The sequence below is a fragment of the Streptomyces sp. NPDC102406 genome (assembly GCF_044765725.1).
Lineage (GTDB): Bacteria > Actinomycetota > Actinomycetes > Streptomycetales > Streptomycetaceae > Streptomyces.
This window is the reverse complement of record NZ_JBIWKP010000003.1, coordinates 524,141-544,259: the sequence shown is the minus strand read 5'-3', so window position 1 is coordinate 544,259 and position 20,119 is coordinate 524,141. Positions and strand designations below refer to the sequence as shown.

Below are 20,119 nucleotides of genomic sequence, written 5' to 3'. Positions count from 1 at the left end.
GGGCCGGGGCCGGGCGGCCCCGGCCCGTTGTCGACCAAGCTGACTTGACGGGTATACGTCATCCCCAATCTCTGGTAGGAAACCTTCCTAACAGTCGTTGGCACGACGAACTCCCCTCTAGGAGGCACTGTGTTCACCCCCCACATGCACACCTCCCGTCGCACTCTTCTCACCTTCCTCGGCGCCACCGCCCTCACGGCGCCCTTGCTGTCCACGCGGATCGCCACCGCCGCCCCGTCGGCCGCCGCCGGACTCGACGACCCGGCGAAGAAGGAGATCGCCATGCAACTCGTGTCGAGCGCCGAGAACTCCTCGCTCGACTGGAAGGGCCAGTACGGGTACATCGAGGACATAGACGACGGGCGCGGCTACACCGCCGGCATCATCGGCTTCTGCTCGGGCACCGGCGACATGCTCGACCTCGTCGAGCTCTACACCGCCCGCAAGCCGGGCAACGTCCTCGCGAAGTACCTGCCCGCGCTGCGCGAGGTCGACGGCAGCGACTCGCACGACGGGCTCGACCCGAACTTCCCCCGCGACTGGGCGAGGGCGGCCCAGGACTCCGCCTTCCAGCAGGCGCAGAACGACGAGCGCGACCGGGTCTACTTCAACCCGTCGGTCAGCCAGGGCAAGGCCGACGGCGTGGGCACGCTCGGCCAGTTCACGTACTACGACGCGATCGTGATGCACGGCGACGGCTCCGACCCGACCAGCTTCCGCAGCATCCGCAAGCGCGCCCTCGGCAAGGCGAAGCCGCCCGCCCAGGGCGGCTCCGAGGTGACCTGGCTGAACGCCTTCCTCGACGCACGGGTGTGGGCCATGCGCCAGGAGGAGGCGCACAGCGACACCAGCCGCGTCGACACGGCGCAGCGCGTCTTCCTGAAGAAGGGCAACCTGAACCTGGACCCGCCGCTGGACTGGAAGGTCTACGGGGAGAGCTTCCACATCGGCTGACGCAGCGGCGCGCGGGCGCCCGGCCCACGGCCGGGCGTCAGTGCGCCGTGGCCGCGCTCGCCCCCGTCCGCTGCTCGACGATGGCTCCGCCCGGTTCCATCGGCGAGGTGACGTCGTCCGCGTCGCGGTGGCGGCCGATGTGGTTGAAGACGAGGTTGAGGAGGACGGCGGCGACGCAGCCCGTCGAGATCCCCGAGTCCAGGATGATCTTCGCGGTGTCCGGGAACGCGTGGTAGAACTCCGGTGCCGCGATCGGGATGAGCCCGACGGCGAGCGAGACGGCCACGATGAGGACGTTGTTGTCCTTCTCCAGGTTGGCCTTGACCAGGGTCTGGATGCCGCTGGCCGCGACCGACCCGAACAGCACGACCCCCGCGCCGCCGAGCACCGGGCGCGGCACGACCGCGATCAGCGAGGCCGCGACGGGGCACAGCCCCATCAGGACGAGGAACGCGCCGCCGGTCGCCACCACGTACCGGCTGCGGATCTTCGTCATCGCGACCAGGCCGATGTTCTGCGCGAACGCGCTGCACATGAAGCCGTTGAACAGGGGGCTGATCGCCGTCCCCAGGGTGTCGGCGCGCAGGCCCGCCGCGATGGTCCGCTCGTCGGCGGGGCGCTCCACGATCTCGCCGAGCGCGAGCATGTCGGCCGTCGACTCGGTCATCGAGACGACCATGACGACGCAGAGGGAGACGATGGCCGCCCCCGCGAACTGGGGTGCGCCGAAATGGAACGGCGTGGGGAAGCCGATGATGTCCGCGTCGCCGACCGGCGAGAAGTCCGTGACACCGAACGGGATCGCGACCACCGTGCCGACGACCAGGCCGAGGAGGACCGCGATCTGCTTGACGAACCCGGTCGTGAAGCGGCGCAGGAGCAGCACGATCACGAGGGTGGTCCCGGCGAGGGCCAGGTTCTTCATCGAGCCGTAGTCCGACGCCTTGGTGTCGGGACCCTGCGCCCAGCCGAACGCGACGGGCATCAGGGAGATGCCGATGAGCGTGATGACCGTGCCGGTGACGACCGGTGGGAAGAAGCGGATCGCCTTGGAGAAGAAAGGCGCCGCGACGAAGCCGAGGACACCGGCGACGATGACCGCGCCGAAGATGATCGGCAGCGCGTCGTCCTTGTCCTTCGTCGAGTCGACGACGGCGAGCATCGGGGCGACCCCCGCGAACGTCACGCCGTTCACGAAGGGCAGCCGGGCGCCGATCCGCCAGATGCCGAGCGTCTGGAGGAAGGTGGCGAGACCCGCCGTGAAGAGGCAGGCACCGGTGAGGAAGGTGAGTTCCTTCGCGGAGAGTCCTATGTACGCGCCGACGATGAGCGGGGGCGCGACCACGCCCGCGTACATCGCCGCGACGTGCTGCAACCCCGTCGTCGCCATCTTCAGCGGGGGCAGCGTCTCGTCGACCGGATGTTTGGTATGCCCCGTGTCCTGCTCCGCGGGGGTGGTGCCTTGCTTGGTGAACCTGGGCTTCGTCGCCACTGCGGCTCCTCCGGTTGTTTTCCAGCCCCGGCACGCCGCCGGCACTTTTCGCTTCTGGGAGGTGGTGCAAGGTGGTGCTCGCTATTCGGTTGTCATGCGCCCAGGTAGTACTGACCGCCCCGGCGACGTGAAGCTTCGGGCCACGTTCCGGGGCGGCACCCGAGCAGCCCGCTCGGCTGCTCGGGTCCGGCCGGGGACCGTCCTCCCCGGCCGGAGTTCTGAGGTGCTACGTGATCACGCCTGCGCGGCGATGCGCGCGAGGCGCTGTGCCTCGTCCCGCGTGGAGCGGGCGATGGCGTCCTCGTCGACGTGCAGCAGGCGGCTGTTCTCCACGACCGGCGCGCCGTTGACGAGGGAGAGGGTGACCGGGGCGGCGGCGCCGAGGACGAGCGCGGTCACCGGGTCGGCGATGGAGCTGTGGGCCAGGGTGTCCAGCTTCCACAGGACCAGGTCGGCGAGCTTGCCGGCCTCCAGCGACCCGATCTGGGTCGCGCGGCCGAGGACCTGGGCGCCGCCGTACGTGCCGAGGCGCAGCGCCTGACGCGCGGTCAGGGCGGCCTCGCGGTGCGCGCCGAGACGGTTGATGAGCAGGGCGTTGCGCAGTTCGGTGTGGAGTTCGCCCGACTCGTTGGAGGCGGTGCCGTCGACGCCGAGGCCGACCGGGACACCGGCCGCGAGCATGTCGGGGACGCGGGCGATCCCCGCCGCCAGACGGGCGTTGGAGGACGGGCAGTGCGCCACACCGGTCTTCGTACGGCCGAAGGCGGCGATGTCGGAGTCGTTCATGTGGACGCTGTGCGCCATCCACACGTCCTCGCCGAGCCAGCCCGTCGACTCGAAGTAGTCGGTCGGGCCCATGCCGAACAGTTCGTGGCAGAACTTCCCCTCCTCGACCGTCTCGCTGCCGTGGGTGTGCAGGCGCACACCCAGGCGGCGGGCCAACTCGGCTCCCTGCTTGAGGAGTTCGGTCGACACCGAGAACGGTGAACAGGGGGCGACCGCCACCTGGGTCATCGCGTCGAAGGAGGCGTCGTGGTGCTTCCTCACCGTCTCCTCGGTCGCGGCGAGGGCGCCTTCGAGGGTCTCGACGGCGAAGTCCGGGGGCAGTCCGCCGTCCTTCTCGCTGCGGTCCATGGAGCCGCGGGCCAGGGTGAAGCGCACGCCCATCTCGGAGGCGGCGCGGATGATCGACCCGGAGAGGTCGCCCGACCCTTGCGGGAACACGTAGTGGTGGTCCATGGCGGTGGTGACGCCGCCGCGGGCCATCATGGCGAGCGAGCCCTGCGCCGCCGCGTACGTCATCTGCTCGTCGATCCGTGCCCACGTGGGGTACAGGGCCGTCAGCCAGTTGAACAGGTTGTGGTCCGTGGCGAGGCCGCGGGTGATCCACTGGTAGAAGTGGTGGTGGGTGTTGACCAGGCCGGGCGTGGCGAGGTGACCGGTGCCGTCGACGCGGCGGACCACGTTCTCCAGGTTCTCCGGGGCCTTGCCGGCGCCGATGGACTCGATCTTGTTGCCCGCCACGACGATGTACCCCGAGGCGTACTCGGTGTCGGTGGCGTCGACCGTCGCGATGGCGACGTTCTCGATGACGATGCGGTCTGCCGAAGAAGGTGCCATGGTGCTTCCTTCATTTCCTGAGTGGCGGTTGGGGCACGGCAGGACCCTAGGTGGATTTGAGTGCCGCGGCGGCGTTGGCGCTGCCGCGGGTGCCGAGATGGTGGAAGAACAGGTTCAGCGACACGGCGACGAGCGCGCCGGCGCTGATGCCGGAGCCCAGGACCGTCTGCGCCCAGGCCGGGAAGTCGGCGTAGAAGGTCGGGGCGGCGAGCGGGATGATGCCCGCGCCGAGCGAGACGGCCACGAGGATGATGTTGGAGCTGTCCTCAAGGCCCGCCTCGGAGAGCGTGCGGATGCCGCTGACGGCGATGGAGCCGAACAGGACGATGCCCGCCCCGCCGAGGACCGGCATGGGCACCAGGGAGACGACCGCGCCGAGCATCGGGAAGACGCCGAGGATCAGCAGGGCCCCGCCCGCCACGGCGACCACGTACCGGCTGCGTACTTTGGTCAGCGAGACGACGCCGACGTTCTGGGCGAACGCGGAGGTCGGGAAGCCGCCGAAGACCGGGCCGAGGAAGGTGGCGATGCCGTCGGTGCGCAGGCCGCGGGTGATGGTGCGGCCCGAGGTCTCGCGCTCGCAGATCTCGCCGATGGCCAGCATGCCGGCCGAGGACTCGGTCATGAGGACGAGCATGACCAGGCAGAGCGAGACGATCGCGGCGGGCTGGAAGTGCGGGGCGCCGAAGGCGAACGGCGTCGGGAGCGCGGCGACCGGCGCGGAGCCGAGCGCGCTGAAGTCGGCCATGCCGAACGGGATCGCGGCCAGCGTGCCGACCAACAGGCCGAACAGCAGGGCGACTTGCTTGACGAAGCCTCTGCCGAAGCGCTGGATCAGCAGGATGACGACGAGGGTGAATCCGGCGAGGGCGAGGAAGCGCATGTCGCCGTAGTCGGCGGCGGTCGCGTCGCCGCCCTGCGCCCAGCCGACGGGCACGGGCATCAGGGTCACGCCGATGAGGGTGATGACGACGCCGGTGACGAGCGGCGGGAAGAAGCGCAGGAGGCGCCCGAAGAACGGGCCGATCGCGAGGCAGAAGACGCCCGCGACCATCACCGCCCCGTAGATGGCGGGGAGTTGGTCTCCTTGCGCGTTGGTCTCGGCGATGGCGAGCATCGGTGCGATACCGGCCGAGGAGGCGGCGTTGACGAAGGGCAGCCGGTTACCGACGAAGCCCTTCACACCCAGGGTCTGGAGCAGGGTGGCCACGCCCGCGATGAGCAGGGACGCGGCGATCAGCCGGGTGCGGCCCGCGGTGTCCAGATGGACGGCCTGGCCGATGATGAGGGGAGGGGTGACGACGCCCGCGTACATGGCGGCGATGTGCTGGAGCGCGGCGGGGACGAGCCGCGAGACGTGGAGCTTTTCGTCCACCGGGTGCACCGCGCCGGCGCTCTCCGGTGAGCCGGAAGATTCAGAACACGGGCCCTCGGCCTCAGCCGGCCCCTTTCCTTGCACTGCCATTGCGATGTTCCCTCCGGTGCGGCGCACCCCCGCCGACCGGGGTGGACGGGGGTGCGCTTGCGCGTCCGAGTACGCCTAGAGGCGTCAGAGGTTGGTCATGTCGACCGGGATGCGCTGCTCGGCGCCGTCCCGCAGGATGGTGGCCTCGATCAGGCCGTAGGGGCGGTCGGCGGCGAGGTACACGGCGCCGTCCTTCGCCTCGTTGTCCAGGCCGAAGGGCGACAGGTCCTGGCGGAAGTGGTGCTTGTTCGGCGCGGAGAAGCGGATCTCGTCGATCTCGCTGCGGTTGTTGATGACGCGCGAACCCATCTGGTACAGCGTCTGCTGGAGCGAGAGCGAGTACGTCTCGACGAAGGCCTGGAGGATGTGCTTCTTGGCCTGCTCGTAGGACTTCTCCCACTGCGGCATGCGCTGCTCGTCGCTGGTCCAGGTGTGCCGCCACCAGGAGGACAGCGACGTGGCGAGGATGCGGTCGTAGTCCTCCTTGAGCGTCGTGTACTTGTCCTTGATGTAGCCCCAGAACTCGGAGTTCGTGGTGTTCATCACGGTCAGGTCCTTGAGCCCGGACAGGACCTCGAACCTCCCGCCCTCTTCGGCGGAGTAGGTGATCTGGGCGAGGCGCGTCTCCTGGCCCTTGCGGACGAAGGAGTGCTGCACCTCGTCGGCGCCGATGAAGTTGGAGCCCGCGTCGGAGCCGGCTATGCGCTCCCAGGAGTACTCCTCGATGCGGATGCGGGCCCGGTGGATGGAGGGCTGGCTGTCGACGAAGTGCCGCGCGAGGTGGATGCCGTACTGCTCGGCCGAGTCGATGCCGTATTCCTTGGCGAACGCGAAGCAGGTGTTCTTCGTGGTGTCCGTCGGCAGGCAGTGGGCGTTCGACCCGTTGTAGTGGACGTCGTCGAGGTCACCGCTGAGGGCGACCGAGACGTTCAGGTCCTTGATGTGGTGGGTGTCGCCGTCCCGCGTGATCTTGACAACGCGGTTCTCCGCCTTGCCGTACTGGTTCTGACCCAGAATCGTGGGCATGTCTGCTAGCTCCCTCGGTAAACGGAGTAGCCGAACGGGTTGAGCAGCAGCGGTACGTGGTAGTGCTCGCCCGGCGTGACGGCGAACGTGATCGCCACCTCCGGGAAGAACGCTGCCCTCGCGCCGCTGTCCCGATTCGCGGGGGCGTCCTGCTGCGCATCGGCTTGCTTTGTGTCGAAGTACGTCTCGGTCTCGAAGTCGAGGCGGACGTGGGTGGTGCCCTGCGGCAGGGCCGGCAGGTCCTTGCAGCGCCCGTCCGCGTCGGTGGCCGAACCGCCGAGCGCCACCCAGGCGGCGTCCGAACCGGCGCGCGCCGCAAGGGAGATGGCGACGCCCTCGGCGGGGCGTCCGATGCTGGTGTCCAGGATGTGCGTGGACACCGACGCGGTCGTGTCGGTGCTCATCAGGCGTTGTCCCCTTCTTCTACGAGTCTTCTGCGAGGCGGGTCAGGCGGATCCGGTTGATCTTGCCCAGTTCGGTGCGGACGATCTCCCGCTCCTGTTCGGGCGTGTTGCCGATCCGCGACCTGAGCGCATCGAGCATCTGCTCCGCGCTAGCCCCGGTGGCGCAGATGAGGAAAACGTGCCCGAACCGCTCCTGGTAGGCCAGGTTCTGTTCGAGCATCTCCGCCTTGAGCTCCTCGGAGGCGCCCGCCATCCCGCGCTGTTCGCGCGAGGAGGTCGGGTCACCGGGCTTCGGACGGCCGATCGGCGGGTGGCCGGCCATCGCCTCGGCGAGGTCCTCGGCGGTCAGTTCGGCCATCGCGGCGTCACTGGCCTCGAAGAGGGACTCGGCGGTGGCGAAGGGGCGCTGGGCGACCAGCTTGCTCCCCCACGCCGATGACGCGCACACCTCGTGGAGTTCGGCCAGGGCCGCGCTCTCGTCCGAGGTGTTGAACCGGGTGAGCCCCCGATGAGTGGCTGTCGATCCTGAAGTCACGGGATGCCTCCGTGGCCTTGTGCTGGACGGGCTGCGGATAGCTAACGCCCTCGGAAACATCGCGTCAACACTTTGTTGAAAACTTGGGGTGACAAAAACCGCCGCCCGATATCCGGACGGCGGTGCGGAGGGTCAGGAGATCGCCCCAGGTCAGGACGGTTTTTCGCGGTTCAGGTAGTTGTACACGGTGAATCGGGAGACGCCGAGCGCCCCGGCCACGGTCTCCACGCCGTGGCGCACGGAGAACGCGCCGCGGGCCTCCAGGAGTCGGACGGCCTCCTGCTTCGCCTTGCGGTCGAGCTCGGCGAGGGGCTTGCCCTCCTTGCGCTCCATGGCGGCCAGCAGATGGTCCAGGGAGTCGGCGAGCTGCGGCAGCCGCACGGCGACGACCTCCGCGCCCTCCCAGCTCAGCACGATGTCGTCCTTGGCCGCCTGGTGCGGCGGCAGCATCTCGGCCCCCATCGCGTCCACGAGCGGCTTGACCGCCCGGACGAAAGGCTCGTCGTCCCCGAGACCGGTCACTTATCACCCTCCCCGTCGATCAGGTTGACCTGGAGCGAGACGCGGGTGGCGCCCGCCGCCAGGGCTTGGCGCAGCAGGGTGTCGACCGCGGTGAGCACGCGGTCGGCGTCCCCCTCCGCGGTGTTGCCGAACGGCCCCACGTCGACCGCGTCCAGGTCGGCCCCCTGCACGACCTCGCGGGCGACGACCGCGTGCGGCGGCGCCTCGTCCAGGTCGAAGGGTTCGGTCGTGAACTCCACTCTCAATCGCACGGGCTCAACCTAACGCCGATCCGCCTTTTCCGGCGGCCCCTCTTGACAGCCCCCGGGGCGCCCAGGCAACCTTCCATCAAGCAGAAACAAACTTCCGCAATACGGAATACGATACGGAAGGGAGCGCCAGACCCCATGGGATTCGCAGACCAGCGCTTCAACGTCAACCTGTCGATCCTCTTCACGGAACTCCCGCTCCTGGAGCGCCCCGCGGCCGCCGCCGCGGCGGGCTTCACCGCGGTCGAGCTGTGGTGGCCCTGGGTCGACGCCCCCATCCCCGAACAGTCCGAGCTCGACGCCCTGCGGGACGCGCTCAAGGACGCGGGCACCCAACTGACCGGCCTGAACTTCTACGCGGGGCAGCTCCCGGGCCCGGACCGGGGCGCCCTGTCGATCCCCGGCGAGGAGAGCGAGAAGTTCCGCGCGAACATCGACGTCGCGGCGGACTTCGCCGCCTCCCTCGGCTGCAAGGCGCTCAACGCGCTGTACGGCAACCGCGTCGACGGCGTCGACCCGGCCGTCCAGGACGAACTCGCGCTGGAGAACCTGGTCCTGGCGGCCCGCGCCGCCGACCGGATCGGCGCCGTCCTGCTCATCGAGGCACTGAACGCGCCCGAGTCGCCGAAGTGCCCGATCGTCAGCGCCCCGAAGGCCGTCGAGATCGTCGACAAGGTGAACGCGGCGACCGGCCTCGACAACGCCAAGTTCCTCATGGATCTGTACCACCTGTCCATGAACGGCGAGGACCTGCCGGCCGTCATCGACGCCTACGCCGACAGGACGGCGCACGTGCAGATCGCCGACAACCCGGGCCGCGGCGCCCCCGGCACCGGCTCGCTACCCCTGGAGGAGCTGCTCGACCGGCTCAGGAAGGCCGGCTACGAGGGCTACGTGGGCCTGGAGTACAAGCCGGGCGACGCCCCGAGCGCCGAGTCCTTCGGCTGGCTGCCGCACGCGCACCGCGCGGCCTGAGCATCTGACAGCCGCTCAATTCGTAGACGTACCAACGCTTTTGGAGTCACCCTCATGAGCAACAACCTTCCCAGGGTCGCGTGGATCGGGCTCGGCATCATGGGCTCCCCCATGTCGGAGAACCTGGTCAAGGCCGGTTACGACGTCACGGGTTTCACCCTGGAGCAGGACAAGCTGGACCGCCTGGCCGCCGCCGGTGGCACGGCCGCCACGTCCATCGCCGAGGCCGTCAAGGACGCCGACGTGATCGTGACGATGGTCCCCGCCTCCCCGCAGGTCGAGGCGATCGCCTACGGCCCCGACGGCATCCTGGAGAACGCGAGGTCCGGGGCGCTGCTCGTCGACATGTCGTCGATCACGCCGCAGACCTCCGTCGACCTGGCGAAGGCCGCCGCGGACAAGGGCATCCGCGTCCTGGACGCCCCCGTCTCCGGTGGTGAGGCCGGTGCGATCGAGGCCGTCCTGTCCATCATGGTCGGCGGTGAGCAGGCCGACTTCGACGAGGCCAAGCCGCTCCTCGAGGCGCTCGGCAAGACCATCGTGCTGTGCGGTCCGCACGGCTCGGGCCAGACCGTGAAGGCCGCCAACCAGTTGATCGTCGCGGTGAACATCCAGGCGTGCGCCGAGGCCGTGGTCTTCCTGGAGAAGTCCGGTGTGGACCTGAACGCCGCGCTCGACGTCCTCAACGGCGGGCTCGCCGGCTCCACCGTGCTGACCCGCAAGAAGGACAACTTCCTCAACCGGGACTTCAAGCCGGGCTTCCGCATCGACCTGCACCACAAGGACATGGGCATCGTCACCGACGCCGCCCGCAACGTCGGCGCGGCCCTGCCGGTCGGCGCCGTGGTCGCCCAGCTCGTCGCCTCGCTGCGCGCCCAGGGCGACGGCGGCCTCGACCACTCCGCGCTGCTGCGCTCCGTCGAGCGCCTCTCGGGGAGCTGAGCCTCCCCGGCCACCCAGACTTCCGGGCCGTGGCGGCGCTGACACCTGTCCTGTCGCGCCCAGGCGCCGCCGCGGCCCGGAACCACATCACCAACTTCAACAAACTGTTGACGCGGCTGTTCAGCGGTCCTTACGCTCCGAGCACCTCAGCAGTCACAGCACGGAAGGTCACGATGTCGAAGCGCGTGCTTACGACCGAGTCCGGCGCCCCCGTCGCCGACAACCAGAACTCCGCTACCGCCGGCGTCGGTGGCCCGATCCTGCTCCAGGACCAGCACCTCCTGGAGAAGCTCGCCCGTTTCAACCGTGAGCGCATCCCGGAGCGCGTGGTGCACGCCCGGGGTTCCGGCGCCTACGGCTACTTCGAGGTGACCGACGACGTCACCGGCTTCACCCGCGCCGCCTTCCTCGACACCGTCGGCAAGCGCACCGAGCTGTTCACGCGTTTCTCGACCGTGGCCGACAACCTCGGTGGCGCCGACGCCGTGCGCGACCCGCGCGGTTTCGCCGTGAAGTTCTACACCGAGGAGGGCAACTACGACCTCGTCGGCAACAACACCCCGGTGTTCTTCATCAAGGACCCGCTGAAGTTCCCCGACTTCATCCACTCCCAGAAGCGCGACCCGTTCACGGGCAAGCAGGAGCCGGAGAACGTCTGGGACTTCTGGGCGCACTCCCCCGAGGTCACGCACCAGGTGACCTGGCTGATGGGCGACCGCGGCATCCCGGCCTCGTACCGGCACATGAACGGCTTCGGCTCGCACACCTACCAGTGGACGAACGAGGCGGGCGAGGCCTTCTTCGTGAAGTACCACTTCAAGACCAACCAGGGCATCCGCTGCCTCTCCACCGAGCAGGCCCAGGAGCTGGCGGGCAAGGACCCCAACTCCCACCAGACGGACCTGCTCCAGGCCATCGAGCGCGGCGTGAACCCGTCCTGGACGCTGTACGTGCAGATCATGCCGGCGGCCGAGGCGGCGGAGTACCGCTTCAACCCCTTCGACCTCACCAAGGTGTGGCCGCACGCGGACTACCCGCTCCAGCGGGTGGGCCGCATGGTCCTCGACCGCAACCCGGACAACGTGTTCGCCGAGGTCGAGCAGGCCGCCTTCTCCCCGAACAACTTCGTGCCCGGCATCGGCCCCTCGCCGGACAAGATGCTCCAGGGCCGCCTCTTCGCCTACGCGGACGCCCACCGCTACCGCCTGGGCGTCAACCACACGCAGCTCGCGGTGAACGCGCCGAAGGGCGTCGAGGGCGGGGCCGACAACTACGGCCGCGACGGTCTCATGGCCACCAACACCTACGGCCGCGCCCGCAAGAACTACGAGCCGAACTCCTTCGACGGGCCGGTCGAGACGGGCCGCCCGCTCGCCGCGCCGCTCGCCGTCTCGGGCCACACGGGCACGCACGAGGCCCCGGCCCACACCAAGGACGACGACTTCTTCCAGGCGGGCGAGTTGTACCGCCTGATGTCCGAGGACGAGAAGCAGCGCCTCGTCGCCAACATCGCCGGCGGCCTCTCCCAGGTCTCCCGCGACGACATCGTGGAGAAGGCCGTCGCCCACTTCCACGCCGCCGACCAGGACTACGGCAAGCGCGTCGAGGAAGCGGTCCGCGCGCTGCGCGAGGACTGATCCCACAGACGGCGTACGGAGCCCGACGGGAGGTCGGCTCCGTACGCGCGAGCCCGCGCTTCCTGTGCGACCCGGATGAGGGGTGGCCGCACGGGAGGTCGCGGGAGACTGCGCCGGGACCGCGGCGGCTGGTGCGAGCCAGTGCGGTGGTGAAGGCCCCCCGGCCCCCCTTTCGACCTGAGGGAGGGCGGCCGGGGAGCTGTCGCCCCAGCCATCGCGGTCCCGGGCAACTCCCTTTCCGGGCAACGGACTCCGTCCGGCGGCGCGCATGCATGTCTCGCCAGTCGCGCGCCGTCGGACGGCAACACGGAGATCCTCACGGCCGGAGGGCCGGGTGCGGACGGTCCCGCACTCGGCCCTCCTCCGTGCGCTCAGCCGCCGGCGATGGATCGCTCCGCGTTGTCCAAGAGCTCCTTGTAGGTGAGGACCTCGACGCGAGCCACGTGCGTGTTGAACGTACGCAGCGCCTCACTGATCTCGGCTTCCGGCACGTCCTGCTGCAGGTCGGGGTGGCCGATCAGGACGATGGCACTCGCCCTGCGGGTCTCGATGCCCAACTCCTCGTGCAGACGGCCTCGGTTCTCGTCCAGGCCCACGAGGTAGTTGACCGCTTGGCCCACGGCGTCATGCACCACTGCCGTCGGCACCCATCCCTTGCGGTACCTCTTGACGATCGGTTTCTCCAGGCTCATCGCACGCTTCAACTCCACGATGTGCAGGGAACCGTCGCCGCGGATCAGCGGTATGTCGACCTCGTCCCCGGCGACCAGCCGCCGCTGTGCGGCCTCTCCCACGTAACGGCCTCCGAAGATCCATGGCTGACCCTGGAGGGCCTTCTGCAGGTCGTGCTCCGATGCCGTCGGGTCCTCGACCACCTCGCGCAGGGCCTTCAGGTCGGCGGCACGCCGCCGCAACTCAGCAGCCTGCAGGAGCAGCAGCCCCTTCTCGTCCGCCGCGAGCAGCGCCAGCGCTTCCGGCGAGGTCGCGATCTTCTTCGCCGCTCCGGCGGGGTCCTCGATGTCGATGCGGTCACCGCGCAGCACGCGCTCCAGCCAGAGCGAGGTCTCCGCCATGCCGCGCGGGATGACGTAGCGCCCCGGGCGATCGTCCGGGGCCTGGAGGTACCGGGCGTCCTCGCCCTGACTCCGAAAGTGCTCGACCACGTCCCCGGCGGTGGCGTCGGGGCGCTCTCTCATGAACTCCTCGGCGGCGGACACCATCCACTGGTGCATGGCCACCATCGAACTCGCGAAGAAGTCACGGCTGCGTTCATGGCGCGCCCCTTCCTGGAAGATCCGGTACCGCTCCTCGAATTCGCGCCGGATGATGCGCCCTTCGGCGTAGGCGAGGGAGTCGTGGAGCTGTCGCACCACCTCCCACTCCCCCTTGCAGGCCGCTGCCTCGCGGGCCACGGTCAGTAAGCGGAGCATCTCCTTGCCGCCTCTGCGCTTGCCACTGCGCCCGCTGTGCATGTGCGCCGTCACGGCGGACACGGCCGCCCGCACTTCCTCGTCGGCGATGGATTCCCGGACCTTGCGAAGCTGCCACTCCAGCGTCATGTCCACTCGTGTCCGCATGCGCCGCATTGTGCAGCGCGGCACTGACATTCCCCGTGAACGCCGAAGGGCGGCCCATCCCAGCGGATGGGCCGCCCCGAGGCGGTCGGACGATACCCGGATCAGACCTTCAGCGGGCGGATCGCCGTCGGCGCATGGCCGGGCTCCGTCGCCAGCTCCTCGAACTCCTTGACCGCGCTGATGTCGGCCGTCGGGCTCATCGAGATGTTGGTGATGCGCTCCAGGATCGCCTCGACGACGACCGGGACCCGGTGGTCCTGGGCGAGCTTCTTGGCGCGCTCCAGGGCCTCGCCCAGCTCGTTCGGGTCGGTGACCCGGATCGCCTTGCAGCCCAGGCCCTCGGCGACCTTGACGTGGTCGACGCCGTAGACGCCCAGCTCCGGGCTGTTCTGGTTCTCGAACTCCAGGTTGACCTGGAAGTTGATGTCCAAGCCGATCTGGGCCTGGCGGATCAGGCCCAGGTAGGCGTTGTTCACCAGGACGTGGACGTAGGGAATGCGGTGCTGCGCGCCGACCGCCAGCTCCTCGATCATGAACTGGAAGTCGTAGTCGCCGGACAGGGCCACGACCTGCGTGTCCGGGTCGGCCTTGGCGACACCGAGCGCGGCCGGGATGGTCCAGCCGAGCGGGCCCGCCTGACCGCAGTTGATCCAGTGCCGCGGCTTGTAGACGTGCAGCATCTGGGCGCCGGCGATCTGCGACAGGCCGATCGTCGTCACGTACCGCGTGTCCTTGCCGAACGCCTTGTTCATCTCCTCGTAGACGCGCTGCGGCTTCATGGGGATGTCGTCGAAGTGCGTACGGCGCTGGAGGGTCTCCTTGCGCTCCAGGTGGGAGGCGACCCAGGCGGAGCGGTCGGGGAGCTTGCCCGCGGCCTTGAGTTCGCGCGCGACCTCGACGAAGAGTTCGAGGGCGGCCTTGGCGTCGGAGGTGATCCCGTAGTCCGGGGCGAAGATCTTGCCGATCTGGGTCGGCTCGATGTCGACGTGCACGAACTTCCGCTCGCCGCGGTACACGTCCAGCTTGTAGCCGGTGTGGCGGTTGGCCCAGCGGTTGCCGAGGCCGAGGACGAAGTCCGACGCCAGGAACGTGGCGTTGCCGTAGCGGTGGCCGGTCTGCTGGCCGACCATGCCCGCGTTCAGCTCGTGGTCGTCGGGGATGGTGCCCCAGCCCATCAGCGTAGGGACCACAGGGGTGTTGGTGATCTCGGCGAACTCGACGAGCAGGTCGCTCGCGTCCGCGTTGATGATGCCGCCGCCCGCGACGATCAGCGGCCGCTCCGACGCCAGGAGGAGACCGAGCGCCTTCTCGATCTGGGCGCGGGTCGCGGCCGGCTTGTAGACCGGCAGCGGCTCGTACGTCTCCGGGTCGAACTCGATCTCGGTCTGCTGCACGTCGATCGGCAGGTCGATGAGGACCGGTCCGGGACGGCCCGAGCGCATCAAGTGGAATGCCTGCTGGAAGACGCCGGGGACCTGGGCGGCCTCCAGGACGGTGACGGCCATCTTGGCCACCGGCTTGGCGATGGAGGCGATGTCGACGGCCTGGAAGTCCTCCTTGTGCAGCAGGTGGCTCGGCGCCTGGCCCGTGATGCACAGAATCGGGATCGAGTCGCCGATGGCGGAGTACAGGCCGGTGATCATGTCGGTGCCGGCCGGTCCCGACGTGCCGATGCAGACACCGATGTTGCCCGGGTTCGCCCGGGTGTAGCCCTCGGCCATGTGCGAGGCGCCCTCGACGTGGCGGGCGAGCGTGTGGTCGATGCCACCGCTCTCCTTGAGCTCCTTGTAGAAGGGGTTGATGGCGGCACCGGGCACGCCGAACGCGTTGCTGACACCCTCGCGCTTGAGGATCTCCACGGCCGCGCGGGCGGCGGTCATTCGAGCCATGAGTGCTCCCGACTTCTGCTGTGACTGAGCTCCCGTCGCGCCCCGCGGCGAGCTCTGGCTTCGATGTGACGGACCGTGTTTCCGTATTGTGGAAACTTAGTTCTGCTATATGGAAGCAATGTAGAGGGGGGTCTCGGAGGCCGTCAAGGTGGATGATGAGACGCACGACAAACGGAATCCGCGGGGCCCGAGGGGGTGTGCCATGGCCGAGCCACTGCGCGTACGGTGTCCGTCCTGCCTGCGCGAGCATCTGTACGTACCCGCGGTGCTGCCCTGCGCGTGCGGCGCCCCCGTCGCTCCCCCGCTGCTGCGCGGCGCCGATGCCGAGCCGGTCAGCGACCGCACCTGGGCCGACGACTGGGTCACCCTGCGCTGCCCCATGTGCGGCCGCCGCGACCGCTGGCCCCGGCCCGAACTGGGCTGTCACTGCGGCACCCTGCTGCGCGTGCCCGTCCAGAGCGACCGGGCGCCCACGCCCTCCCACATTCCGCTGCCCCGCACGGCGCCCACGCCGCGGCCCGCGTTCCAGCCGGTCGCCATCCGCACGGCGCGCGACGCGGTGACCGCCGCCGCCCTGTACCTGCGCTGGCTCGGCTACCGGGACGTGCGCCGCGCCGACCAGCGGCCCTCGTCCGGCATCGGCCTCGCCGCGCAGGGTGTCGTCGCGCAGATCGAGCCGTCGGTGCGGCCCGCGACGGTCCGCGACGTGGAGTGCCTGTGGCTCCAGTCGATGGCGGAGTCGGCGTCCTCCGTCTTCTTCTCCCTCGCCGGGTACGCGGACGCGGCCCGCACCCGGGCGGACGAACTGGGCGTCCCCCTGTTCGTCCTCGACCTCGCCGGGGTGCCGCAGCCGGTCAACAGCCCGGCGGACGAACTGATCGCGGGCGGCGCCTGACCCGGCGCCGCGATACTGGCCCCATGATCCTTCGCAGCGCCACCGCGGCCGAACTGCCCCGCCTCCAGGAGATCGAGGTCGCGGCGGGCGCCGCCTTCCGCCCGCTCGGCATGGACGCCGTCGCCGACGACGAGCCGCCCGCCCTGGCGGAGCTGGAGCGCTACCGGCGCGCCGGGAACGCCTGGATCGCGGCGGCGGACGACGGGCCGGTCCTCGCGTATCTCATCGGCCGCGTCGTCGACCGCGCCTTCCACATCGAACAGGTCACCGTGGACCCGGCCGCCGCCCGGCGCGGCGTGGGCCGCGCCCTGATCGCCCGCGCCGCCGACCGCGCGCGGGACCTCGGGCTCTCCGGGCTCACGCTGACCACCTTCGCCGAGGTCCCGTGGAACGCCCCCTACTACGAACGGCTCGGCTTCTCCCGGCTCGCCGACACCGCGCTCACCCCGGGCCTCCGGGAGATCCGGGCGGCGGAGGCGGAGAGTGGGCTCGACCGGTGGCCGAGGGTCTGCATGCGCCGGGAGCTGTGACGAGCGGGTGCTCCCCCGCTACACCTCCCCGTACCCCTCCCGCAGTTCGACCTTGCGGACCTTTCCGCTCACCGTCATGGGGAACGCGTCGAGGACGCGCAGCCGGGTCGGCACCTTGTAGTGGGCGAGCCGGTCGCGGCAGAAGGCGCGCAGTTCGTCGAGGGTGAGCCCCTCGGCCGGGTCCCGCAGGATCACACAGGCCAGCACCTCCTCGCCGTACTTCTCGTGCGGCACGCCGACCACCTGCACATCGGCGATCGCCGGGTGCCCGTACAGGAACTCCTCGATCTCGCGCGGGTAGATGTTCTCGCCGCCGCGGATGATCATGTCCTTGATGCGGCCGACGATCTGCGCGTAGCCGTCCTCACGCAGCACCGCGAGGTCCCCCGTGTGCATCCAGCGCCCGGCGTCGATCACCTCCGCGGTCCGCTCGAACTCGCCCCAGTAGCCGAGCATCACGCTGTAGCCGCGGGTGCACAGCTCGCCCGGCTCACCGCGCGGCAGGGTGACCCCGGTGACCGGGTCGACGACCTTGACCTCGATGTGCGGCAGGGCGCGCCCCACGGTGCCGGTGCGGCGCTCCAGGTCGTCGTCGCGGCGGGTCTGGAGGGAGACGGGGGACGTCTCGGTCATGCCGTAGCAGATGGACACCTCGGCCATGTGCATCTCGGCGACGACCCGCTTCATCACCTCGGCGGGGCACGGGGAGCCCGCCATGATGCCGGTGCGCAGCGACGACAGGTCGTAGGAGGCGAAGTCCGGCAGGTTCAGCTCGGCGATGAACATTGTCGGCACGCCGTACAGCGACGTGCAGCGCTCCTGCTGGACGGCCCGCAGGGTCGCGGCCGGTTCGAAGGAGGGGGCGGGAATGACGATGCAGGCACCGTGGGAGGTGGCGGCCAGATTTCCCATGACCATCCCGAAGCAGTGGTAGAACGGGACGGGCACGCAGATCCGGTCGTGCTCGCTGTAACCGACCGTCGCGCCGACCCAGAAACCGTTGTTGAGGATGTTGTGGTGGGAGAGCGTGGCGCCCTTCGGGAAGCCGGTGGTGCCGGAGGTGTACTGGATGTTGACCGGGTCGTCGCACGACAACTCGGCTTCTCGGTCCGCCAGTTGCCGTGGCTCCACGCGTGACGCGGAGGCGAGGAGGGCGTCCCAGCTCTGCTCACCGATGAAGACCCGCTCCCGCAACCGGGGGCATTGCCCGCTCACTTGGCGGACGAGCGCGCGATAGTCGGTGCCCTTGTGGCCGGGGGACGAGATCAGCACGGAGACCCCGGACTGGCGGAGCGCGTACGCCAACTCGTGTGCCCGGTACGCCGGGTTGATGTTGACCATGATCGCGCCGATCCGGGCGGTGGCGTACTGGACGAGGACCCACTCGGGGCAGTTCACCGCCCAGATGCCGACGCGGTCGCCCTTGCCGACGCCCGAGGCGAGCAGCCCGAGCGCCAACTCCTCGACCGCCGAGCCCAGTTCGGCGTAGGTCCAGCGGCGCCCGCTCGCCACGTCGACGAGGGCGTCCCGGTCCGGCCATGTCTCGACGGCCCGGCGGAGGTTGTCGCCGATGGTGTCGCCGAGGAGGGGTGCGGTGCTGGTGCCGTGCGTGTAGGAGAGTGCGGTGTCGGTCCCGGTCACCGGAAGTCCTCCTCGCGGTACTCGGCGGTCGAGCCCTGCGCGGTGCGCTCCCGCAGCTCGATGCGGCGGATCTTGCCCGAGACGGTCTTGGGCAGCTCGGCGAACTCGATGCGGCGCAGCCGCTTGTACGGGGCGAGGACCGCGCGGGAGTGCTCGAAGAGGAGCTTGGCGGTGTCCGCGCCGGGCTCGAAGCCCTCGGCGAGCACGATGTACGCCTTCGGCACGGAGAGGCGGAGCGTGTCGGGCGCGGGCACGACCGCGGCCTCGGCGACGGCCTCGTGTTCGAGGAGGGCGCTCTCCAGCTCGAAGGGGCTGATCTTGTAGTCGCTGGCCTTGAAGACGTCGTCGCTGCGCCCCACGTACGTCAGGTAGCCGTCGGCGTCGCGGGATCCGATGTCGCCGGTGCGGTAGTAGCCGCCCGCCATCGCCTCCGCCGTACGCTCCGGGTCGCCGTGGTAGCCGGCTATCAGACCGACCGGGCGCGCGGCCAGGTCGAGGGCGATCTCCCCCTCGTCCGCGCCGGGTTCGCCGGTGACGGGGTCCAGGAGCTCCACCTGGTAGCCGGGGCTCGGGCGGCCCATGGAGCCCGGCTTGAGGGGCTGGCCGGGGCTGTTGGAGACCTGGACGGCCGTCTCGGTCTGTCCGAAGCCGTCCCGGATGGTGATGCCCCAGGCGCGTTTGACCTGTTCGATGACCTCGGGGTTGAGCGGTTCACCGGCGGCGACCACTTCCCTTGGCGGGGTGACCAGTTGGGTGAGGTCCGCCTGGATGAGCATGCGCCACACGGTGGGCGGCGCGCAGAACGAGGTGACGCCCGCGCGGTCCATGGCCGCGAGCAGCTTGCCCGCGTCGAAGCGTGTGTAGTTGTGGAGGAAGACGGTCGCCTCCGCGTTCCACGGCGCGAAGAAGTTCGACCAGGCGTGCTTCGCCCAGCCTGGTGAGGAGATGTTCAGATGGACGTCGCCGGGGCGAAGCCCGATCCAGAACATCGTCGCCAAGTGGCCCACCGGGTAGGAGACATGGGTGTGCTCGACGAGCTTGGGGCGGGCCGTCGTGCCGGAGGTGAAATACAGCAGCAGCGGGTCGTCGGCGAGGGTGACCCCGTCGGGCTCGAAGGTGTCCGGCGCGTCGGCGGCGTCCTCGTAGGAGAGCCACCCCTGGACCGGCGCCCCCGCCCCGACGACGATCCGGCCGTACTCCCCCGGCACCTCGGCGAACTTGGCGACGTCCTCGGGCCGGACGACGACGTGCCGGGCACGGCCGCGCTCGACACGGTCGGTGAGGTCGGCGGGGCCGAGCAGCGGCGTCGCGGGGATGACGACGGCGCGCAGCTTCATCGCGGCGAGCATCACCTCCCACAGCTCGACCTGGTTGCCGAGCATCAGCAGGACGCGGTCGCCGGGCCGCACCCCCTGGGCGCGGAGCCAGCCTGCGACCTGGTTCGAGCGGCGGCGCAGCGTGTCGAAGGAGAAGCGGGCCTCGTCGCCGTCCTCCTCGACGATGTGCAGGGCGGTCCGCCCGTTGCCGTCGGCGATGACGTCGAACCAGTCGAGGGCCCAGTTGAACCGGTCCGGGCGGGGCCAGGCGAACCCCTCGTACGCCGCCTCGTAGTCCTGGGCGTGCCGCAGCAGGAAGTCACGGGCCGTGCGGAACTGCTCTGTGGGGCTTTGCGGCGTCGTCATGTGCGCTCCTTGCACTCCTGGTCCGGCGGAACCGTGTCTGCCATCGTGTACGGCGTGACGCGGGTCTCACCACCCCCGAACGGGG

The 20,119-nt window shown here is 69.8% G+C and carries 18 protein-coding genes; 6 read left to right on the top strand and 12 right to left on the bottom strand.

The window, feature by feature from the left end:
• Positions 1 to 144: 144 nt before the first annotated feature.
• The gene (locus tag ACIRF8_RS16420) at positions 145 to 954 is read left to right on the top strand and encodes a chitosanase (protein ID WP_404215915.1); all 810 of its coding nucleotides are present in this window, start codon (positions 145 to 147) and stop codon (positions 952 to 954) included.
• Positions 955 to 991: 37 nt separating this feature from the next.
• Here the strand turns inward: ACIRF8_RS16420 and ACIRF8_RS16415 are convergent, their stop codons facing one another.
• From ACIRF8_RS16415 to ACIRF8_RS16380, 8 genes are all read right to left on the bottom strand, one after another.
• On the bottom strand, positions 992 to 2,344 hold the full coding sequence (locus ACIRF8_RS16415) for a nucleobase:cation symporter-2 family protein (protein ID WP_404215913.1): 1,353 nt from the start codon (positions 2,342 to 2,344) through the stop codon (positions 992 to 994).
• Between the two features lie 336 nt (positions 2,345 to 2,680).
• A complete protein-coding gene (locus tag ACIRF8_RS16410) occupies positions 2,681 to 4,066 on the bottom strand; it encodes an 8-oxoguanine deaminase (protein ID WP_404215286.1) in 1,386 nt (461 codons plus the stop codon).
• 46 nt (positions 4,067 to 4,112) lie between these two features.
• Positions 4,113 to 5,531 carry a nucleobase:cation symporter-2 family protein gene (locus ACIRF8_RS16405; protein ID WP_404215284.1) on the bottom strand — a complete coding sequence of 473 codons (1,419 nt, stop codon included), beginning with the start codon at positions 5,529 to 5,531 and terminating at the stop codon, positions 4,113 to 4,115.
• A gap of 84 nt (positions 5,532 to 5,615) precedes the next feature.
• Positions 5,616 to 6,557 carry a factor-independent urate hydroxylase gene (gene pucL, locus ACIRF8_RS16400; RefSeq protein WP_404215282.1) on the bottom strand — a complete coding sequence of 314 codons (942 nt, stop codon included), beginning with the start codon at positions 6,555 to 6,557 and terminating at the stop codon, positions 5,616 to 5,618.
• Positions 6,558 to 6,562: 5 nt separating this feature from the next.
• Positions 6,563 to 6,961: a hydroxyisourate hydrolase gene (uraH, locus tag ACIRF8_RS16395; RefSeq protein WP_404215280.1), complete on the bottom strand. Its 399-nt coding sequence runs from the start codon at positions 6,959 to 6,961 to the stop codon at positions 6,563 to 6,565.
• A 19-nt stretch (positions 6,962 to 6,980) separates the two neighbouring features.
• Positions 6,981 to 7,496 carry a 2-oxo-4-hydroxy-4-carboxy-5-ureidoimidazoline decarboxylase gene (gene uraD, locus ACIRF8_RS16390; protein WP_404215278.1) on the bottom strand — a complete coding sequence of 172 codons (516 nt, stop codon included), beginning with the start codon at positions 7,494 to 7,496 and terminating at the stop codon, positions 6,981 to 6,983.
• A gap of 150 nt (positions 7,497 to 7,646) precedes the next feature.
• Positions 7,647 to 8,018 (bottom strand): helix-turn-helix domain-containing protein, encoded by a 372-nt coding sequence (locus ACIRF8_RS16385; RefSeq protein ID WP_404215276.1) that lies wholly within the window; start codon positions 8,016 to 8,018, stop codon positions 7,647 to 7,649.
• Complete coding sequence (locus tag ACIRF8_RS16380) at positions 8,015 to 8,269, bottom strand: hypothetical protein (RefSeq protein WP_404215274.1); 255 nt, start codon at positions 8,267 to 8,269, stop codon at positions 8,015 to 8,017. Before ACIRF8_RS16380 ends, ACIRF8_RS16385 begins: the two co-directional genes overlap by 4 nt.
• A 135-nt stretch (positions 8,270 to 8,404) precedes the next feature.
• Between ACIRF8_RS16380 and ACIRF8_RS16375 the strand changes: the two genes are divergently transcribed.
• The 3 genes from ACIRF8_RS16375 to ACIRF8_RS16365 all read left to right on the top strand — a co-directional run bounded on the left by ACIRF8_RS16375 (position 8,405) and on the right by ACIRF8_RS16365 (position 11,820).
• Entirely contained in the window at positions 8,405 to 9,241 is an 837-nt protein-coding gene (locus ACIRF8_RS16375) for a TIM barrel protein (RefSeq protein WP_404215272.1), read from the top strand.
• Positions 9,242 to 9,295: 54 nt separating this feature from the next.
• Positions 9,296 to 10,183, top strand: coding sequence for a 2-hydroxy-3-oxopropionate reductase (locus ACIRF8_RS16370; protein ID WP_404215270.1), 888 nt, complete (start codon positions 9,296 to 9,298; stop codon positions 10,181 to 10,183).
• A gap of 173 nt (positions 10,184 to 10,356) precedes the next feature.
• On the top strand, positions 10,357 to 11,820 hold the full coding sequence (locus ACIRF8_RS16365; protein ID WP_404215268.1) for a catalase: 1,464 nt from the start codon (positions 10,357 to 10,359) through the stop codon (positions 11,818 to 11,820).
• Positions 11,821 to 12,191: 371 nt separating this feature from the next.
• Here ACIRF8_RS16365 and ACIRF8_RS16360 read toward each other — a convergent pair whose 3' ends face one another.
• Positions 12,192 to 13,397, bottom strand: a complete 1,206-nt coding sequence (locus ACIRF8_RS16360) for a Shedu immune nuclease family protein (protein WP_404215266.1) — start codon at positions 13,395 to 13,397, stop codon at positions 12,192 to 12,194.
• 101 nt (positions 13,398 to 13,498) lie between these two features.
• The gene (gene gcl / locus ACIRF8_RS16355; protein ID WP_404215264.1) at positions 13,499 to 15,286 is read right to left on the bottom strand and encodes a glyoxylate carboligase; all 1,788 of its coding nucleotides are present in this window, start codon (positions 15,284 to 15,286) and stop codon (positions 13,499 to 13,501) included.
• Between the two features lie 202 nt (positions 15,287 to 15,488).
• Between gcl and ACIRF8_RS16350 the strand changes: the two genes are divergently transcribed.
• Entirely contained in the window at positions 15,489 to 16,181 is a 693-nt protein-coding gene (locus ACIRF8_RS16350) for a hypothetical protein (protein ID WP_404215262.1), read from the top strand.
• Between the two features lie 23 nt (positions 16,182 to 16,204).
• Positions 16,205 to 16,711, top strand: coding sequence for a GNAT family N-acetyltransferase (locus ACIRF8_RS16345; RefSeq protein ID WP_404215260.1), 507 nt, complete (start codon positions 16,205 to 16,207; stop codon positions 16,709 to 16,711).
• 18 nt (positions 16,712 to 16,729) lie between these two features.
• Here the strand turns inward: ACIRF8_RS16345 and ACIRF8_RS16340 are convergent, their stop codons facing one another.
• Together ACIRF8_RS16340 and ACIRF8_RS16335 are read right to left on the bottom strand one after the other, a co-directional pair.
• Entirely contained in the window at positions 16,730 to 18,352 is a 1,623-nt protein-coding gene (locus ACIRF8_RS16340) for an AMP-binding protein (protein WP_404215258.1), read from the bottom strand.
• Complete coding sequence (locus ACIRF8_RS16335) at positions 18,349 to 20,034, bottom strand: AMP-binding protein (protein ID WP_404215256.1); 1,686 nt, start codon at positions 20,032 to 20,034, stop codon at positions 18,349 to 18,351. Before ACIRF8_RS16335 ends, ACIRF8_RS16340 begins: the two co-directional genes overlap by 4 nt.
• Positions 20,035 to 20,119 lie beyond the last annotated feature (85 nt).

Bases quoted from the DNA above. Each gene is read 5' to 3' on its own strand.
- ACIRF8_RS16420 (WP_404215915.1), top strand. From the start codon at position 145: ATGCACACCTCCCGTCGCACTCTTCTCACCTTCCTCGGCGCCACCGCC.
- ACIRF8_RS16415 (WP_404215913.1), bottom strand. From the start codon at position 2,344: ATGGCGACGACGGGGTTGCAGCACGTCGCGGCGATGTACGCGGGCGTG.
- ACIRF8_RS16410 (WP_404215286.1), bottom strand. From the start codon at position 4,066: ATGGCACCTTCTTCGGCAGACCGCATCGTCATCGAGAACGTCGCCATC.
- ACIRF8_RS16405 (WP_404215284.1), bottom strand. From the start codon at position 5,531: ATGGCAGTGCAAGGAAAGGGGCCGGCTGAGGCCGAGGGCCCGTGTTCT.
- pucL (WP_404215282.1), bottom strand. From the start codon at position 6,557: ATGCCCACGATTCTGGGTCAGAACCAGTACGGCAAGGCGGAGAACCGC.
- uraH (WP_404215280.1), bottom strand. From the start codon at position 6,961: ATGAGCACCGACACGACCGCGTCGGTGTCCACGCACATCCTGGACACC.
- ACIRF8_RS16375 (WP_404215272.1), top strand. From the start codon at position 8,405: ATGGGATTCGCAGACCAGCGCTTCAACGTCAACCTGTCGATCCTCTTC.
- ACIRF8_RS16370 (WP_404215270.1), top strand. From the start codon at position 9,296: ATGAGCAACAACCTTCCCAGGGTCGCGTGGATCGGGCTCGGCATCATG.
- ACIRF8_RS16365 (WP_404215268.1), top strand. From the start codon at position 10,357: ATGTCGAAGCGCGTGCTTACGACCGAGTCCGGCGCCCCCGTCGCCGAC.
- ACIRF8_RS16360 (WP_404215266.1), bottom strand. From the start codon at position 13,397: ATGCGGACACGAGTGGACATGACGCTGGAGTGGCAGCTTCGCAAGGTC.
- gcl (WP_404215264.1), bottom strand. From the start codon at position 15,286: ATGGCTCGAATGACCGCCGCCCGCGCGGCCGTGGAGATCCTCAAGCGC.
- ACIRF8_RS16350 (WP_404215262.1), top strand. From the start codon at position 15,489: ATGGCCGAGCCACTGCGCGTACGGTGTCCGTCCTGCCTGCGCGAGCAT.
- ACIRF8_RS16345 (WP_404215260.1), top strand. From the start codon at position 16,205: ATGATCCTTCGCAGCGCCACCGCGGCCGAACTGCCCCGCCTCCAGGAG.
- ACIRF8_RS16335 (WP_404215256.1), bottom strand. From the start codon at position 20,034: ATGACGACGCCGCAAAGCCCCACAGAGCAGTTCCGCACGGCCCGTGAC.